Annotated in this window: 17 protein-coding genes and 2 tRNA genes; 5 read left to right on the top strand and 14 right to left on the bottom strand. The window is 47.7% G+C overall.

Annotated features, from left to right (window positions below):
• Positions 1-41 precede the first annotated feature (41 nt).
• The 4 genes from G459_RS0108655 to dapF form a co-directional block, all read right to left on the bottom strand.
• On the bottom strand, positions 42-1,232 hold the full coding sequence (locus G459_RS0108655; protein WP_026967297.1) for a M20 metallopeptidase family protein: 1,191 nt from the start codon (positions 1,230-1,232) through the stop codon (positions 42-44).
• Positions 1,213-1,758: a hypothetical protein gene (locus G459_RS0108650; RefSeq protein WP_026967296.1), complete on the bottom strand. Its 546-nt coding sequence runs from the start codon at positions 1,756-1,758 to the stop codon at positions 1,213-1,215. The genes G459_RS0108655 and G459_RS0108650 overlap by 20 nt, the downstream gene beginning before the upstream one ends.
• A gap of 6 nt (positions 1,759-1,764) precedes the next feature.
• Positions 1,765-5,145, bottom strand: coding sequence for a preprotein translocase subunit SecA (gene secA, locus G459_RS0108645; protein ID WP_026967295.1), 3,381 nt, complete (start codon positions 5,143-5,145; stop codon positions 1,765-1,767).
• Positions 5,146-5,227: 82 nt separating this feature from the next.
• Complete coding sequence (gene dapF / locus G459_RS0108640) at positions 5,228-6,019, bottom strand: diaminopimelate epimerase (protein ID WP_035455475.1); 792 nt, start codon at positions 6,017-6,019, stop codon at positions 5,228-5,230.
• 172 nt (positions 6,020-6,191) lie between these two features.
• On the opposite strand from dapF, the gene G459_RS0108635 reads away from it, so the two are divergent.
• Together G459_RS0108635 and G459_RS0108630 are read left to right on the top strand one after the other, a co-directional pair.
• On the top strand, positions 6,192-6,950 hold the full coding sequence (locus G459_RS0108635) for a superoxide dismutase (protein ID WP_026967293.1): 759 nt from the start codon (positions 6,192-6,194) through the stop codon (positions 6,948-6,950).
• An 81-nt stretch (positions 6,951-7,031) separates the two neighbouring features.
• Positions 7,032-7,493 (top strand): pyrophosphohydrolase domain-containing protein, encoded by a 462-nt coding sequence (locus G459_RS0108630; protein ID WP_026967292.1) that lies wholly within the window; start codon positions 7,032-7,034, stop codon positions 7,491-7,493.
• A gap of 89 nt (positions 7,494-7,582) precedes the next feature.
• Here G459_RS0108630 and G459_RS0108625 read toward each other — a convergent pair.
• From G459_RS0108625 to mutS, 4 genes are all read right to left on the bottom strand, one after another.
• Positions 7,583-7,666, bottom strand: a tRNA-Leu gene (locus G459_RS0108625).
• A gap of 86 nt (positions 7,667-7,752) precedes the next feature.
• A tRNA-Gly gene (locus tag G459_RS0108620) sits at positions 7,753-7,825 on the bottom strand.
• Positions 7,826-7,965: 140 nt separating this feature from the next.
• Positions 7,966-8,763, bottom strand: coding sequence for a LuxR C-terminal-related transcriptional regulator (locus tag G459_RS0108615; RefSeq protein WP_026967291.1), 798 nt, complete (start codon positions 8,761-8,763; stop codon positions 7,966-7,968).
• Between the two features lie 64 nt (positions 8,764-8,827).
• Complete coding sequence (gene mutS, locus G459_RS0108610; protein ID WP_026967290.1) at positions 8,828-11,431, bottom strand: DNA mismatch repair protein MutS; 2,604 nt, start codon at positions 11,429-11,431, stop codon at positions 8,828-8,830.
• An 82-nt stretch (positions 11,432-11,513) separates the two neighbouring features.
• Here mutS and G459_RS0108605 point away from each other — a divergent pair, with 82 nt between their 5' ends.
• Positions 11,514-12,047, top strand: coding sequence for an RNA methyltransferase (locus G459_RS0108605; protein WP_035455471.1), 534 nt, complete (start codon positions 11,514-11,516; stop codon positions 12,045-12,047).
• A gap of 53 nt (positions 12,048-12,100) precedes the next feature.
• Here G459_RS0108605 and G459_RS0108600 read toward each other — a convergent pair whose 3' ends face one another.
• The 6 genes from G459_RS0108600 to G459_RS0108580 all read right to left on the bottom strand — a co-directional run bounded on the left by G459_RS0108600 (position 12,101) and on the right by G459_RS0108580 (position 15,024).
• Complete coding sequence (locus tag G459_RS0108600) at positions 12,101-12,559, bottom strand: PaaI family thioesterase (protein ID WP_026967288.1); 459 nt, start codon at positions 12,557-12,559, stop codon at positions 12,101-12,103.
• 1 nt (position 12,560) lies between these two features.
• Positions 12,561-13,145, bottom strand: coding sequence for a hypothetical protein (locus G459_RS0108595; protein ID WP_026967287.1), 585 nt, complete (start codon positions 13,143-13,145; stop codon positions 12,561-12,563).
• 64 nt (positions 13,146-13,209) lie between these two features.
• Complete coding sequence (locus G459_RS30595; protein ID WP_342664325.1) at positions 13,210-13,467, bottom strand: SDR family oxidoreductase; 258 nt, start codon at positions 13,465-13,467, stop codon at positions 13,210-13,212.
• A 2-nt stretch (positions 13,468-13,469) separates the two neighbouring features.
• Positions 13,470-13,964: an SDR family NAD(P)-dependent oxidoreductase gene (locus G459_RS27105; protein WP_342664324.1), complete on the bottom strand. Its 495-nt coding sequence runs from the start codon at positions 13,962-13,964 to the stop codon at positions 13,470-13,472.
• A gap of 19 nt (positions 13,965-13,983) precedes the next feature.
• The gene (locus G459_RS0108585; protein ID WP_026967286.1) at positions 13,984-14,520 is read right to left on the bottom strand and encodes a YfiT family bacillithiol transferase; all 537 of its coding nucleotides are present in this window, start codon (positions 14,518-14,520) and stop codon (positions 13,984-13,986) included.
• A 9-nt stretch (positions 14,521-14,529) separates the two neighbouring features.
• Complete coding sequence (locus G459_RS0108580; protein ID WP_342664323.1) at positions 14,530-15,024, bottom strand: ComF family protein; 495 nt, start codon at positions 15,022-15,024, stop codon at positions 14,530-14,532.
• A gap of 281 nt (positions 15,025-15,305) precedes the next feature.
• Here G459_RS0108580 and G459_RS0108575 point away from each other — a divergent pair, with 281 nt between their 5' ends.
• The gene (locus G459_RS0108575) at positions 15,306-15,647 is read left to right on the top strand and encodes a carboxymuconolactone decarboxylase family protein (protein WP_026967284.1); all 342 of its coding nucleotides are present in this window, start codon (positions 15,306-15,308) and stop codon (positions 15,645-15,647) included.
• Positions 15,648-15,655: 8 nt separating this feature from the next.
• Positions 15,656-16,015 (top strand): hypothetical protein, encoded by a 360-nt coding sequence (locus G459_RS0108570; protein WP_026967283.1) that lies wholly within the window; start codon positions 15,656-15,658, stop codon positions 16,013-16,015.
• Position 16,016 lies beyond the last annotated feature (1 nt).

Raw genomic sequence — 16,016 nt, 5'->3', positions numbered from 1 at the left:
CGAAGATAATTCTTCGCCGGATTTTGTGAGTTGAGGTAAGATTACGCTTTGGAAAGTTCTGAAACCGCCAGCCAAGCCATCAGGCCACAACCGATCTCCAAGGCATCTTCTTCAATATCGAAAGTCGGGGTATGTACACCTGAGACGATTCCCCGGGCTTCGTTACGAGTTCCGAGTCGATAGAAGCATCCGTCTATTTCCTGAGAATAAAAGGCGAAATCCTCCGCCGCCATCCAGATGTCCAAGTCGAGCACATTTTCGGCGCCAAGATAATCTCTCGCGGCATCCATCGACCGGGCGGTGAGCTCGGGATCATTTTTGAGAAAAGGATAGCCTTTTCGAATCTCAAAGTCTAATTCTCCACCCATTCCTTCCACGATCCCGTGGGCGATCTGGAGCATTTTCTCATGGGCTTTGGCTCGCCAAGGTTCATCCAAAGTCCGAAACGTCCCCTGAATCTTCACCTCATTCGGGATCACGTTCGTCGCACCCAATGCTTCCACGCGTCCAAAAGACAGAACGGAGGGAGTCTTGGGATTTGCGACACGGCTCACGATCTGCTGCAAGGCGACGATCATGTGCGACGCAATGAGCACCGGATCAATAAATGTCTCCGGCATGGCGCCATGACCTCCTTTTCCTTTGACCGTCACGTAGAGTTCATCTGTGCTGGCCATGTAGATCCCGGGTCGAAAGCCAACTTTTCCCGCAGGGATAAAGGGCATCACGTGCTGGCCGAGAATACTTGAAGGCCGGGGATTTTCGAGGACTTTGTCCTTAATCATCAACGACGCTCCACCGGGAACGAGTTCCTCTCCAGGTTGAAAAATAAGCTTGATCGTGCCTTCAAAATCATCCTTTATCTCATGGAGAATCTTGGCCGCGCCCAAAAGCGACGCGGTATGTGCATCATGACCGCAGGCATGCATGACGCCCGGGTTCTGGGATTTGTAGGACACATCATTGGCTTCGATGATCGGCAAAGCATCCATATCTGCCCGAAGAGCAATGACTTTTTTATCGGGATTTTTGCCTTTGATCAAGACAGACCAACCGGTAGTAGCTTTCTGCTCTATCTCGGCAATTCCGATCTCCCTGAGTTTTGCTTCTACAAACTCGGCCGTTTTGAATTCCTGAAAAGAAAGCTCAGGGTTGGCGTGAATGTGTCGTCGGTTTGAAATTACTTCCTCTTTGTAGGCCTTGGCCAGGGACTTAATTTTGGATAGGAGCATCTTGGTCTGTGGTAGGAGCGACGTATTCCTTTCGCTGAAATCTGTCCTGAATAATCCGGGCAGTGGGAAATTGACCCTTGATCTGGGAGAAGGCTTTTTGCGCTTCGATTTTATAGGTGAATTTTCCCAGCTTGACCAAGTACCGAGGCTGCTGATATTGCATTTCAGGGGTTAAATCGGGGAAATAGAGCTTTAGATCATCCTGAGTTTTGAACGCTTGATTTCGGTCTATTCCGGAAAACACCAAAACGGTGTAGCCGCTGAAATATGGCTCATTCTTGTTTTTTTCGGTAAACCGACGCTGTACTTCATCCAGTTGCCCATCCACAGGCTGGACTGACCCGATTGACGAGGGATTTGAAGAGCTCTCTTCAGTGGCCGTGGTATAGTCCGGGTACTTGGGCAATGATCCACTCAGATCCTCTTGGTAAGTAGCATACGCCGTACTTGCTGAGTCTGAGGAAGGACGAATTATTTTACAACCAAAAAGGATTGACAAAATCCCAAATACCCAAAAATTTTTCATTTCGACTTAGTTTTCAATCACAACGCACTTTCCATCGGCTAGATCTTGCTCCACGCTCTTATATTTTACGTCACTCTTCGTGGTGCCGTCGGTATACTTGACAGAAACTTTGTCATTTCTACCATAGGCGTGTTCGACCTTTCTCGGAGCGACGGGCTGAGGAGCCGGTCTCCCAGCACCCGCTGCGGCCGCCGCAGCGCGATTAGCTCCAGGGTTCAAAGAGCTTGCCACTTCTGCTTTGGAAGTCTGAAGTTTAGGTTCGGGAGCTCGTTGAACTTGAGCTTGCTGTACCTGGGCAGGCTCTTGCTTTGGCAGATCCGCTCTCGAAAGGAACGTGATCATGTCTTCATTCAACTTGCCGATGAATCGCTTGAACATCTCAAACGCTTCAAACTTATAGATCAACAGTGGGTCTTTTTGCTCATAAACCGCATTCTGCACTGACTGCTTCAAGTCGTCCATATCACGAAGGTGCTCCTTCCAGTTTTGGTCGATGATCGCCAGCGAAACGTTCTTTTCGATCGATCTAATCAATTCCCTGCCCTCAGTCTGAATCGTAGTTTGGAGATTGGTGACCACACCGATTTGTTTCATTCCGTCAGAGATCGGCACCATGATATCCTTCACGGTAGCACCTCTTTCTTCCTGCACTCTTTTGAAGATCGGAAGTGCAGTCAGCGCAATCGTATTGTTCTTTTTGATGTAGTTTTCAAAAGCAACCGTGTAAAGCTCTTGGGTAAGCTTCGGTGCATCTTTGGATTTGAGATCTCCGTCCGTGATGTGGTGATCCAGACCCAAAGTGGTGAAAATATTCATCCTCAGATCTTCCGCGCTGTCGGTCGATTTGCCCATGTCGATGAGGCTTTCGCAGACATCAAACAGGATATTCAGGATATCCAGCTCCAGGCGGTCACCTTTCAACGCATTCCGGCGACGCTTGTAGACCACTTCACGCTGTGAGTTCATCACATCGTCATATTCCAAGAGTCTCTTACGGGTGCCAAAGTTATTTTCTTCGACTTTGCGTTGGGCACGCTCAATGGATTTGGTGATCATGCTATGCTGTATCACTTCGCCTTCTTCCAAGCCCATTCGATCCATCAGTTTAGCGATACGGTCTGAGCCGAAGAGACGCATCAAACTATCTTCCAAGGAAACAAAGAATTGGGAAGATCCCACATCACCCTGACGACCGGAACGGCCCCGAAGCTGTCTGTCGACACGGCGTGATTCATGGCGCTCAGTACCGATGATGGCCAAGCCGCCGGCTTTTCTTGACTCGGCGGTAAGCTTGATATCTGTACCCCGACCGGCCATGTTGGTGGCGATGGTCACAGTACCCGGTTGACCTGCGGCAGCGACAATGTCAGCCTCACGGGCGTGCTGCTTCGCATTCAATACTTGATGGGGAATTTTTTTCAAAGTCAGCATTCGGCTGAGCACTTCGGAAATTTCCACGGAAGTGGTACCGACCAAAACTGGTCTGCCAGCGGCTACCAATTCGTTGATTTCATCGCCAACTGCATTGAATTTCTCCCTGACAGTTTTATAAACTTTATCCTCGCGATCTGATCTGATGATCGGTCTGTTAGTCGGAATCACGACTACGTCCAGCTTGTAGATTTCCCAGAATTCTCCCGCTTCAGTCTCCGCCGTACCGGTCATACCGGCCAGTTTGTGATACATTCTGAAGTAGTTCTGAAGAGTGATCGTGGCATACGTCTGCGTCGCGTCCTCCACTTTCACATTTTCTTTCGCTTCGATCGCCTGGTGCAATCCGTCGGAATAACGACGGCCTTCCATCACACGGCCGGTCTGCTCATCGACAATCTTCACTTTGCCATCCACGATGATATATTCCGTGTCCCGCTCAAACATGCAATAGGCCTTGAGCAACTGGTTTACGGTATGGATACGCTGTGCCTTTACGCTGTAATCCTTGATTGCTTCCTCTTTACGGACAAGCTTCTCCGTATCGTCTACTCCTTCTGCTTTTTCCAATTCAGCGATCACCACACCGATATCCGGGAGAATAAAGAATTCCGGGTTCTCATTTTTGGTCGTCATCGTCTCGATGCCACGATCGGTAAGATCTACCACATTCGTTTTCTCGTCGATGGTAAACAACAGCGGCTCATCAGCCTCCGGCATTTGGCGCTTGTTGTCTTGGAGGTAAAAATTCTCTGTTTTCTGAAGGATCACCCGGATCCCAGGTTCGGAAAGGTATTTGATCAAAGGCTTGTACTTAGGCATGCCTCGGAACGCTCTGAAGAGAGCCAAGCCACCTTCTTTGTCATTGCCATCAGCGATTTGTTTTTTGGCCGCAGCCAAAAATCCCTGCACCAGTTTCCGCTGCTCATCCACCAAAGTCGAAACACGGGGCTTCATCTGATCAAACTCATGCACATCGCCTCTTGGCACCGGCCCGGAAATAATCAACGGCGTTCTCGCGTCATCGATCAACACGGAGTCCACTTCATCGACCATCGCAAAATGGTGCTTGCCCTGAACCAGATCGCCTGATTCACGAGCCATGTTATCTCTCAGATAGTCAAAGCCAAATTCGTTGTTCGTCCCATAGACGATGTCAGAAGCGTAAGCTTTCTTTCTGCCAGCTGAATTGGGCTGATACTTGTCAATGCAATCCACCGTCAAGCCGTGAAACTCAAAAATCGGAGCATTCCACTCGGAGTCACGCTTGGCCAGGTAGTCGTTGACCGTCACGATATGAACACCTCTACCCGCAAGGGCATTGAGAAAAGCTGGGAGAGTCGAAACCAACGTTTTGCCTTCACCGGTCGCCATTTCGGCTATTTTTCCCTTGTGAAGCGTCATCCCACCGATGAGCTGCACGTCGTAGTGCACCATATCCCAGACAACTTCCGTACCTGCAGCCATCCACTTGTTGTGCCAAATCGCCTGCTCACCCTCAATCTCTACATTGGCCTTGGTCACTGCGAGTTCGCGATCCTGCATCGTGGCAGTCACCACCAATTTGCCATTCTCTTTGAATCGTCTCGCGGTCTCTTTGACGATGGCAAAAGACACAGGCATCACCTCTTCGAGAACTTTCTCCAGCTCGGTATCCCGATCCTTCTCCAGCTTGTCGATTTCGTTGAAAAATTGATCTTTTTCATGAATCGCCTGAGCCGGCAAGGCATCAATCTGAGTTCTGATCTCGACGATCTTATCGTCGGTCGACTTTAATCGGCTATTGATGACATCCTTGATTTCGTAGGTTTTCGCCCTCAGCTGATCGTCGCTCAAGCCTTTCAATCCTGCGAACGCCTGATTGATTTCAGTCACTATTGGAAGAAGTTCCTTGATATCTCGGTCGGACTTGGTGCCAAATACTTTGGCTAATCCTTTTGCAATAAAATCTAGCATGTCGTTCTATGGAATCCCGATTTGGGGGGCTTAAAAATAAGCCGTTTTTGTTATAATTGGTAATAAGTAAGACCTCGGATTCTCACCCGCGGTCCATAGTATCGATTTTAATTTTTCCTGAGAAAACCTGCGCAGCCGGGCCAATTAGCCAGATTTTGCTGAAAGTGCCGTCAGGATTGGATTGAAATTTAACGGACAAATTGCCTCCTAGGGTACTGATTTTCACCCGATTTTGCTGATGCTGAGAACCATAGACAATGGCTGCTGCGGTGACCCCGGTACCACAGGAAAGAGTCTCATCCTCTACGCCTCGCTCGTAAGTACGGACGAAAACCTCGTCTTCGGCGAGCGGCTGAACAAAGTTGACATTGGTGCCCGCAGGTGCATATGCAGCGTCGTATCGAACGGATTTTCCTTCTTCGAAAACCGGGTAGCTTTCCGCCTGGTCGATAAATCGAATGTGGTGGGGAGAACCGGTATTGACAAAGAAATCTCCGGATCGCTCTTCGATATTCTTGACATCACCCATCAATAGCTCTACCTGATCACCGGAAAGAATGGCATCATGCGGTCCGTCAATCGCGAGAAAGTGTGTTTTTCCCCCGATTATTCCCAGAAAAGCCGAGAAGGCTACTGCGCATCTGGCTCCATTTCCACACATACTTTGGCTCCCGTCGGCATTGAAATAGACCATTTCGAAGTCATAGTCTGGATGATTTTGGATCGCGATCAAGCCATCTGATCCGACTCCGAATTTTCGGTCACAAAGCTTTCTCACCAAGTCTAGATTGCTCACATCAAAGCTCCCGTCACGGTTATCGATCATGACGAAATCATTGCCAGTGCCCTGATATTTGTAGAAAGTGAGTTCCATTCCCAGCTATTTTGACTTCTCCTGACAAAAACTTTTCCAAGAGCTAATTGAACTGCAAACATAACCAAGTTGTCAGGAATTCGGACGTAATGTCTGACTATCAATTTTTAATCCGGTACGGATTGGCTAATTTCAAACGTTAATCAGAAACATAAACCAAAGCTATACCACCATGAAAGGTCTTGAAAACGGATTATCACGAAGAGAATTTTTGTCCAATACTTCCAAAGCAAGCCTCGCTATTGGCCTGGCAGGAACGGGAATATTGAGCGCTTGTGCGGGCGACGCAAATGGAGAAGACAAAGCGGTCTTGGTCACGAGTTTTACACAGACTCCGCTTGCGTATGATTACGCTGCACTTGCTCCAAATATCGATGCGATGACGATGGAAATCCACTATACCAAACATGCCGCCAGCTATGCCAAAAGTCTGGGAGAGGCTATCGCAGATGAGAAAGTGGACACCAATAAACCCTTGGAAGATGTCCTCGCTGAAGTCTCCAAGTACACTACCAAGATGAGAAACAACGGGGGCGGGCACTACAACCACGAACTGTTTTGGAAAGTAATGGCGCCAAACGCCGGCGGAAAGCCAACCGGCGACCTGGCTGCGGCGATCGATTCCTCTTTTGGAAGCTTCGATGAGTTTGTGAGCCAGTTTGACACAGCTGCCAAGACCAGATTTGGATCGGGCTGGGCTTGGCTCGTAGTGGGTGCTGACAAGAAGCTTGCTGTGGGCTCTACTGCCAATCAGGACAATCCCCTTATGGACGTGTCTGATTTCAAAGGAACTCCTCTTCTCGGACTCGATGTCTGGGAGCACGCCTACTACCTGAACTATCAAAACAAACGCCCCGATTATGTGTCCGCATTTTGGAATGTGGTCAACTGGAACACAGTTGCCGAGCGATTTGCTGCTGCTTCGGTGTAATTTACCCTGACAAATCCAATCATAAAAAGGCCGGAATTCCCGGTCTTTTTCATTTATTTCGGGCAATCAATTCTACCAGTCATGCAAGACCCCAAGTCACTCACTTCAGTCGCTTTATTCCACGAAACATTCAAGCACCCAGTACTTCCCGAACCCACGATTCCTTCCGAAACAAGATGCAACTTGCGGGTTTCTCTTTTGGCAGAAGAGCTGAAAGAACTGGAAGAGGCTATTGAAAACAAAGACATCGTCGAAATCGCCGACGCTTTGTGTGATCTCCAATACGTGCTTTCCGGTGCGATTTTGGAGTTTGGTTTGGGGGAAAAATTCAAGGCCCTTTTTGACGAAGTGCAGCGCTCCAACATGAGCAAAGCCTGCAAAACCGAGGAAGAAGCCCAGGCTACAGTCAAGCATTACGAAGCCAAAGGAACACCTTGTTTCTATGAGAAGGAGGGAGATTTGTTTTTGGTCTTCCGTGAAGGAGACCGCAAAACATTAAAGTCGGTTGGTTATTCTCCGGCAGATTTGAAGGGAATTTTATAGAGGTAAATCCCACACTAACGAGCGGCCTGATTTTATTCTAAAGTCAGGCTTTTTCTATTAAAAAAGCCCCACATCGCTGTGAGGCTCGGTACCAGGAGCGGGAATCGAACCCGCACGGGATTGCTCCCACAAGATTTTAAGTCTTGCGTGTCTACCTATTCCACCATCCCGGCAGACTCTACGTGGCTGTAGAGGGTCAGGTGCATCTCCAATTAGAAATGTCCTGAAACGACAAAGCCCTTTTGCAAGGGCTTTGTTGAGCGGGAGACGAGATTCGAACTCGCGACCCCGACCTTGGCAAGGTCGTGCTCTACCAGCTGAGCTACTCTCGCTTAAGGCAATTTCCAGAACGTGATCTGGGTGAATTGTGGATGCAAAGGTAAGCCTCAATTATAATTTTACAAGCCGGCTCTAAAGAAATTTTTCCTGTAAGCCCACAAATTCTCTAAATAGACCTGATTTACAGGCTTTTTCAAAAATCGTTGGCGGCTAAAATTTTGACCATTTCTCCGACATTCTTGGCTCCCAGCTTCCTAAAAATATTCTTTCGGTGGGTCGCTACTGTATTTATTGAAATATTGAGGATTTCGCTGATCTCCTTGGACTCTTTCCCTTCAAGGATAAATCCAACGATCTCTCGCTCCTTTGCGGTCATCTTTACCGTCTTGCCAACAGGAGAGTTTTTGCTGACGAAGATCTTTTTCCCCTCATCACTGGTGTAGGTGTAATTCCAATCGTAGTTTTTTGTTTTGGGAGGAGTAAACAGCTGCACGATGATGTGCAAATCCATGATGAAATTGCCCGCTTCGTCGATGACGTAAGGTCTCACCTTAGATGTCATCCAGATCACGTCCTGGGTCGTGCGGTGCACCCATCGGGTCGTGTAGGAAAACTCGAAGGTATGCCGCTCAGGAATGGACAAGTTATGGAAAGATTCGAAAACGATCTGCTGAAAACGAAAAAGCTCCGGCCGATCCTCCGGATGAATCATTGTAAGCGATGTCTCCATCCCTTTATTTCGAAACATCGACTCTGGATAACCGGTCAGTTCTTCCACATTGCCCGTGAAAAACGCTAAACTCAAGTTGCGATAATCGAAACAGGCGATTACCAGACCTTCATTTATCCCAATCTTTTTGCTGAGAGCGGCCAAGTCATCTTTGAGCTTTTGTTCATCGATTTTTCCTTGGAATTCCTGCTCCTTCCATTCCTTAAAAAACTTGGTATACTTATCCTGTTTTTCCAGGTCCTTGAGTAATACCTTATCCATCTAAAAGCACCCTATTTTCTTTGAATTAATTAAATTCTAGTTAAGATATGAAAAAAAATGTGAATCATTCCATTCTCTTTTTTATTTCATGCAGTTTTAACAGCGCTTCGATAGGAGAGATGGCGTTGATATCGATCTGATCCAGAAGCTGTTTCGCCTCTGTGAATTTCGGATCCATCTCAAACATACTAAGCTGATAATTATTCTTCGGGATGGATTTCAAGTGTTCTTTTTTCTCCTGGACTGCTTTGTCCTTTTCCAAATGCCCCATAATCTCGGCAGCGCGAAGGACCACGGGATTGGGCATTCCCGCCATTTGAGCCACGTGGATACCAAAGCTGTGCTCGCTTCCGCCTTCCTTCAGCTTTCGCATAAAGATCACCTTGTTCCCGACTTCCTTCACCGACACGTTGAAGTTTTTCACCCGTGGAAAATCTGTCGCAAGCTGGTTCAGCTCATGATAGTGGGTAGCAAATAACGTTTTCGCTTTGAAAGTAGGATGGCTGTGCAAGAACTCCACGATCGACCAGGCAATCGAAATGCCGTCATAGGTCGACGTGCCGCGGCCAATCTCGTCCATCAAGACCAAGCTCCGATCCGAAAGATTGTTTAGGATACTGGCTGTTTCAGTCATCTCGACCATAAAAGTAGATTCGCCCTTGGATAGGTTATCCGAAGCACCCACGCGGGTGAAGACTTTGTCGATGATCCCGATCCTCGCAAAGGATGCGGGTACAAAGCTTCCCATCTGAGCCATCAGGACGATCAGGGCAGTTTGCCGAAGCAAGGCAGACTTACCGGCCATGTTAGGCCCGGTGATGATGATGATCTGCTGGCTGTCATGATCGAGGTAGAGGTCGTTGGGCACGTAGTGCTCACCCGGAGGGAGCTGCTTTTCGATCACCGGATGCCGTCCATCCTTGATCTCCAAGGTCTCGGTGTCGGATATTTTAGGGCGGACATAGGCGTTGCTCAGCGCGACTTTTGCAAAAGAAAGGAGCGAGTCTAACGTGGCCAAGACCCGCGCGTTTTGCTGGATTTGGGTGACATACTGCGCCGCTTCCTGAACTAGCGCCAGGAAATACTTCTGCTCGATGCCAAGCATACGATCCTCGGCATGAAGAATTTTTTCCTCGTAATCCTTCAACTCAGGGGTGATGTACCGTTCGGCATTGACGAGCGTCTGCTTGCGGATCCACTCCTGCGGTACCTTGTCTTTGTGGGCGTGAGTCACCTCCAGGTAGTAGCCAAAGACCTTGTTGTAAGAGATTTTCAAGGATGAAATCCCCGTCTGCTGAACCTCACGCTGTTGGATTTGAACCAGAAAATCCTTGCCCTTATTAGCCAGACCCCGGTACTCGTCAAGCTCAGGGTCTACACCGTCATTGATCACTCCGCCTTGATGCACGAGCATCGGAGCGTCTTCTTGGAGTTCACGGGCTATTTTTTCAAGCAAAAATTCACAGGGATTGATCTGATCCGAAAGCCGCTTCAGCGTAGCATTGGACTGGTTTTTTAGAATTTCTTTAATAGGAAGGGTGGATTTCAACGCCCGCTTGATCTGGTTCATCTCACGGGGATTTGCGCGACCGACGACAACTTTGGAAATCAGACGCTCCAGGTCTCCGATATGTCGCAGCTGCGCGATGATATCCTCAATCAAGGCTGAGTTTTGGTAGAAAAAATCCACCACATTCAATCGCTCCTCGATGGCTTTCTTCTCCTTGAGCGGTAGCACCATCCACTTTTTCATCATTCGCGAACCCATCGGAGTGACGGTCTGATCGAGGATTTGGATCAACGGAACCCCGCCCTCATGCTGGGGGAAAACCAGCTCCAGATTGCGGATCGTAAACTTGTCCAGCCAAACATATTTCTCAACTGCAATTCGGGAAATTGCCGAAATATGTTGCACTTCCCGGTGCTCGGTTTCTTCCAGATAAAACAAAATCGCCCCGGCAGCAACGATCCCACACTCGAGTTCCTCGATTCCAAAACCCTTCAAATTGGCTGTGCCAAAGTGATTTTTAAGCTTCTCGTAAGCGAAATCAAACTGATACACCCAATCTTCACAATGAAAGGTGATGAAGTCGTTTTTGATGATTTCGGCCGCTGTCTTTTTAGCTGCTTTCGAAAAAATCACCTCGGAAGGAGCAAAGCTTTGCAGCAACTTATCCAGATACGCCGCATTGCCTTCCGCACACATGAACTCCCCTGTGGAAACATCCAAAAAGGCGATGCCATGCTTTTCCTTCCCAAAATGGATCGATGCCAAGTAGTTGTTTTTGCGGGTATCGAGGACTTGGTCGTTGTAGGAGAGTCCCGGCGTCACCAGTTCGGTCACGCCCCGCTTGACAATTCCTTTGACAGATTTGGGATCCTCTAACTGATCGCAAATAGCAACCCGATGTCCGGCCCGCACCAGCTTCGGCAGGTAATTGTCTAGGGAGTGATGTGGAAAACCGGCCAGCTCAATATGCGACGCTGAGCCGTTTGCCCTTTTGGTCAAAACGATATCCAAAACCTTGCTCGCTGTGACGGCATCTTCCCCAAAAGTCTCGTAAAAATCCCCGACACGGAAGAGCAACAAAGCTCCGGGATGCTTAGCCTTGATGGCATTATATTGCTTCATCAGGGGAGTTTCCTCTCTGTCTTTGGATTTGCTCATGGGGATAAAACGGGAATTGTAGTACTTTTGAGTCGGGAATAAGGCCTGAAAATAGCCGTTTAGGGCAGGAGATCAAAAAAAGATGAAGAAATTAAGCATGGAAGAACTGGATCGATTGTCGGTCGGGGATTTCAAGAAAACCGAAAAATCACCAATCACCTTGGTCTTGGACAATGTCCGCAGCCTGAATAATGTTGGGTCTGCCTTTCGCACTGCAGACGCCTTTCGGATCGAAAAAATCTTCCTCTGTGGCATCACCGGCACACCGCCCCATCGGGATATCCAGAAGACTGCCTTGGGTGCCACTGAATCCGTGGACTGGGAATACTGCCTTAACACCTCCGAGGCGATCGAAAAGCTGAAAGCCTCCAACTATCGACTTTGCGCGCTGGAGCAAGTGGAAAACTCCGTGAAGCTGAATGATTTTTCTCCAGAAAAATGCAAAAAATATGCGCTAATCTTCGGAAACGAGGTGTTCGGAGTGGAAGAAGAGGTGTTGAAAGCCTGTGACCAAGTCCTGGAAATACCGCAGCTGGGAACCAAACATTCGCTGAATATCTCTGTTTCTTTGGGAATCGCCGTCTGGGATTTGATGGTGAAGCTGGAGCAGTTCTAAAATTGGATAGCCTTATAATTTAGAAATTACCCTCTCAACTTCGATCAGAGTCATTAAAATCCCAAATCACCTAGTTTTACGTGCGTCTTGATCAGGTTGGAACTGGCTTTGGCAACTATTTTCCCTGTCAATTTTTTTATCACAGCTTCCCAGTGATTCAGATTTGAGCCCGAACGGACAAGTTTGGCCGTCACTTCGAGCGTTTCTCCGATCTGGGCAGAAGACAAAAAGTCGACATTGAGATTGATGCTGGTCATCAGGTACTCCGATCCTGCCACAAAATTCCCCATGCCGATCACATCGTCCAGCATCAGAGAAGCTATGCCTCCATGGAGAATCTTGCCCGGGTTGCACATATCCGGACGTATCGTGTAGGAGACTTTGATATGATGAAGATCGATTTCTAGCAATGTGCCCCCGAGCCAATTTCCTGCTGCGGAGGGAGTTTTATCCAGCTTTTTCCCGATCTGGGTCTTGAAGAGCTCCAGCCCAGGATTTGTGGTGTTTTCCATATCAGTTGGTTATGTCCAAAAGTCTAAAATAGTCCTCCGAGACCGTTTTTAATACATCTTTCTCTTTTTCCTCCGCCCAGAGCGGGTAGAGTTCTTCTCCTAAAATCAGCTCAAACTGGGCATTCTGTTCAATTAAGGGAGCTATTTTTTTAAACAAATTAAAATGATCCAGATTGTTCCCATTGCCAAAATCGATGGTTTCCACGATTACCGAGGATGTCGTCCTGATCTGAATCGGCCATTCGCCATTCTTGAGTTCAAAATAGATATAGGCGTCGTCTTTGACCGGATTTAAGATAATCACCAAATCCAAGCTCGGCAAGGTGTCCGTTTCCAGCCTGTTTCGGTGTCTAAACAAAGTCATCGAAGCGTCTTGCCGGATCTCTCGATCATAGTGAATCGATCGGACATTCTGAAAATAGAGCCACTTGGAATCTGTCACTCGAAATGTCCGGTCTTCCCCTGAATTATTCGCACGGTATCCGTTGAAAAAAGAGAGAACCAGCACCAATGCCAAGGACGAAAAAATGAAGATCTTCAGCACTTTCACCAGCTCGGGAGTGAATATGGGGTCTCTTTTGCTCATCTTTCTCCAGTAAACGAATGGCAAATGGGCAAAGATTTTTCCAATTGCCTTTTTCTTAATCAGGTTACCTCACATACGAACCGGCATTCATGTCTATTGAAGTTCCTGTGGCGTGATCTGCCAGTCCGGAACACAGCAGCGTCACCATTGGCGCGATATCCTCTGGAACGGTCAGCTCTCTGAGCGCGATGTCGTTGAGCGCAAAATCTTCACCGTACTCTGCCAAGATTTCCTCGGCCATATCCGTTCGAGTGAACCCCGGCGCAATAAGGAATGCTTTTATTCCCTGCTTGCCGTAATGTCTGGCGATCGATCTTATCAAACTCACCATTGAGCCCTAGCCGCGTAGGCCAAGTAATCTGGCGTATCGCCACGGAAAGCCGCCCGTGACGAAATCATCACAATTCTACCGTTGTGATGGATCTTGGCTTGATCGATAAATTCCTTGGAAAGTATTCCCACCGCTGTTGAATTTACCGCCATGACCTTTTCCCAAACTTGAAGCCATTCACCCGTGGGCATGGAATCTGCGGCGGGTGTGGAGATTCCGGCATTGTTGACCAAAGCCGTCAGCGGACCATATTTTTTTACTAGATGGGGAATGAATCCCATCACTTCATCCGGTTTAGAAAGATCACAAGCCTCGATAAATGCGGGGTTTTTGAGTTCGCTCAAGAGGCTTTCTGCCTGAGCTTTGTTCGCATTGCAATGAATAATCACCTCGGCACCGGAGTCTGAAAGCTGCTTGGCTATCGCTCGTCCGATTCCGCGGGAAGATCCGGTGACCAGAATTCGTTGATTTTTGAGGGAAACGTTCATGGTTGCAGATGTTTTGACTTCACCACTTTTCCCTCAAAATCAGATGCTGGACATGAGAAAGGTGATGCTGGGAATGCCAAGCGTATAGCAAAACGATTTCAGCCAATTCCTGGCTGTGCTTCTTTTCCGGATGAAAGTATGTCTTCTTAAAATCTTCCTCCTTCATCGAATCCAGCACAACACCCCACTTAAGGTGCATGGCTTTGATAATGGCCAATGACGACTCAATGGGTAAATCCGCATCAGCTAGCCTGGCCCATGCAGCCTCGTCATACGGTTTGATCGTAGGATTCTCTTCCGTCAGCGCCAGCTTAAAGCGGGTAAAGGCATTCATGTGGCTGTCTGCACAGTGATGTACCAGCTGCCTGACCGTCCATCCGCCCGGCCGATAGGGAGTATCCAATTGTTCGATAGAAAGTGGGCTGACGGCTGTGAAAATATGAGCCGGAAAGGATTTGATCACGGCGATTGCCTCTTGGATCAGATCGTACGTGATCGTCGCTGGTTTCTGAAACTTGCCTATGGGGTATTTGAGAAATTCGATGTCGATGTTCATTACTAAAGATTACTGACCACCGGCGGCGATGGTTGCCAAATCTACATGTTTTGCGCCATAGCCCAAAAGCACATTGGCACAGGCGCAAAGTGTAGCGCCAGTGGTGATCACGTCATCGACCAAAAGAATCCGAAGACCTTCAATATTCTCACCGGCTCTTAAGTCAAACACTTCATCCACGTTGTCAAGCCGTTGGATTCGGGACTTCTTGGTCTGGGTTTCGGTGAATTTCTTGCGCTCGAGCAGATTTTCCAACTTAATATTGAGTGCTTTTGACAGGCCTTTTCCAAACACTTCGCTTTGGTTATATCCCCGTCGTTTTTGCTTCATGGGATGAAGTGGCACAGGCACGATCACATCCCATTCATCTTGATAACCCTGCAGAGCCAGCGACAACCCATACAGCCGACCCATTTCCTCCCCAATCTCAGGCTTATTCCGGTACTTGAGCTGATGGAGTAGTTTTTGACTATTCCCTTTTTTTGAAAATCGAAGAAAGGCCATCGCCCGGTTTACCCGCATCAGTCCCCGGACTTTCGAAGTAAGCTCATTGTCATAAGGCCTGAGGTGAAAATTTGCTACAGGAAGAGACCCTTGGCAAACCGTACAAAGGCAAGGCTCAAAATCGAAAAGAGACTTTCCACACTGAGGACAGTTTCTGGGGAAAATGAGATCCAAAAAATCTTTCAAAAAAAGTAAACGCATCGCTAAAAAGTTCTGTTGTTAACCCTTAGGGTGGAATATGCAGTATATTTGCCCTCTGGAAAGTATTAATCCTTAAGTTAATGAATCTTATAGAAGAATTCAACGCTTATCGAGCCAAGATGAATGAGAAAATCATGGCCGAAGACAACAAAGTGATCAAGCGGTTTTTCAACCTCGACACGAATGCCTATTCGGAAGGCGCGTTGGATGTCAAGACCAAGGAAATGATCGGTTTGGCCTGTTCGATGGTGCTCAGATGCGACGATTGCATCAAATATCATTTGGGAAAAAGTCACGAAGCCGGCCTGAAAAAGGAAGAAATCTTCGAGGTATTTTCCATCGCCATGATAATCGGCGGATCGATCGTCATCCCGCACTTGAGAAGAGCTGTAGAATACTGGGAAGAACTTGAAAATCAATAACTTAAATTATGTTTAAGCGCGATCTTGATCTCGAAAAACGCTGGTCTAAGCTGTTAGAAGGCTTGAAAGAAACCATTGGAAAAAAACCAAACGATCTGAACGGCGTACTCTTTCTGATAGGCGTCCAGGAATTGGGCAAGGGCACCAAGAACTTCTCCAAAGAACAAAAGCAGGACTTGATGCACATTGCTGTCTGTAAGGTGCTGAGCTATGCCGGGTTTTACGAACTCGATTCCGTTGACCAGGAAGGCTGGCCACACTGGAAACTAGTCAAAGATTTGCCGCATTTTGATTTACTTGAACAAGAAAAGCTTTTGAAAATCCAAGTAATGGAATATTTCGAAAAAGAATATCAAATCGAAATTTGAA

Origin of the sequence: Algoriphagus terrigena DSM 22685, from assembly GCF_000429445.1 — a bacterium.
Classification (GTDB): Bacteria; Bacteroidota; Bacteroidia; order Cytophagales; family Cyclobacteriaceae; genus Algoriphagus; species Algoriphagus terrigena.
The sequence above is the reverse complement of the archived record's forward strand: the minus strand, read 5'-3'. Positions and strand labels throughout refer to the sequence as shown.

What these genes read in the sequence shown, in the direction of transcription:
- G459_RS0108655 (WP_026967297.1), bottom strand. Translation starts at nt 1,232, where the DNA reads ATGCTCCTATCCAAAATTAAGTCCCTGGCCAAGGCCTACAAAGAGGAA.
- G459_RS0108650 (WP_026967296.1), bottom strand. Translation starts at nt 1,758, where the DNA reads ATGAAAAATTTTTGGGTATTTGGGATTTTGTCAATCCTTTTTGGTTGT.
- secA (WP_026967295.1), bottom strand. Translation starts at nt 5,145, where the DNA reads ATGCTAGATTTTATTGCAAAAGGATTAGCCAAAGTATTTGGCACCAAG.
- dapF (WP_035455475.1), bottom strand. Translation starts at nt 6,019, where the DNA reads ATGGAACTCACTTTCTACAAATATCAGGGCACTGGCAATGATTTCGTC.
- G459_RS0108635 (WP_026967293.1), top strand. Translation starts at nt 6,192, where the DNA reads ATGAAAGGTCTTGAAAACGGATTATCACGAAGAGAATTTTTGTCCAAT.
- G459_RS0108630 (WP_026967292.1), top strand. Translation starts at nt 7,032, where the DNA reads ATGCAAGACCCCAAGTCACTCACTTCAGTCGCTTTATTCCACGAAACA.
- G459_RS0108615 (WP_026967291.1), bottom strand. Translation starts at nt 8,763, where the DNA reads ATGGATAAGGTATTACTCAAGGACCTGGAAAAACAGGATAAGTATACC.
- mutS (WP_026967290.1), bottom strand. Translation starts at nt 11,431, where the DNA reads ATGAGCAAATCCAAAGACAGAGAGGAAACTCCCCTGATGAAGCAATAT.
- G459_RS0108605 (WP_035455471.1), top strand. Translation starts at nt 11,514, where the DNA reads ATGAAGAAATTAAGCATGGAAGAACTGGATCGATTGTCGGTCGGGGAT.
- G459_RS0108600 (WP_026967288.1), bottom strand. Translation starts at nt 12,559, where the DNA reads ATGGAAAACACCACAAATCCTGGGCTGGAGCTCTTCAAGACCCAGATC.
- G459_RS0108595 (WP_026967287.1), bottom strand. Translation starts at nt 13,145, where the DNA reads ATGAGCAAAAGAGACCCCATATTCACTCCCGAGCTGGTGAAAGTGCTG.
- G459_RS27105 (WP_342664324.1), bottom strand. Translation starts at nt 13,964, where the DNA reads ATGAACGTTTCCCTCAAAAATCAACGAATTCTGGTCACCGGATCTTCC.
- G459_RS0108585 (WP_026967286.1), bottom strand. Translation starts at nt 14,520, where the DNA reads ATGAACATCGACATCGAATTTCTCAAATACCCCATAGGCAAGTTTCAG.
- G459_RS0108580 (WP_342664323.1), bottom strand. Translation starts at nt 15,024, where the DNA reads ATGGCCTTTCTTCGATTTTCAAAAAAAGGGAATAGTCAAAAACTACTC.
- G459_RS0108575 (WP_026967284.1), top strand. Translation starts at nt 15,306, where the DNA reads ATGAATCTTATAGAAGAATTCAACGCTTATCGAGCCAAGATGAATGAG.
- G459_RS0108570 (WP_026967283.1), top strand. Translation starts at nt 15,656, where the DNA reads ATGTTTAAGCGCGATCTTGATCTCGAAAAACGCTGGTCTAAGCTGTTA.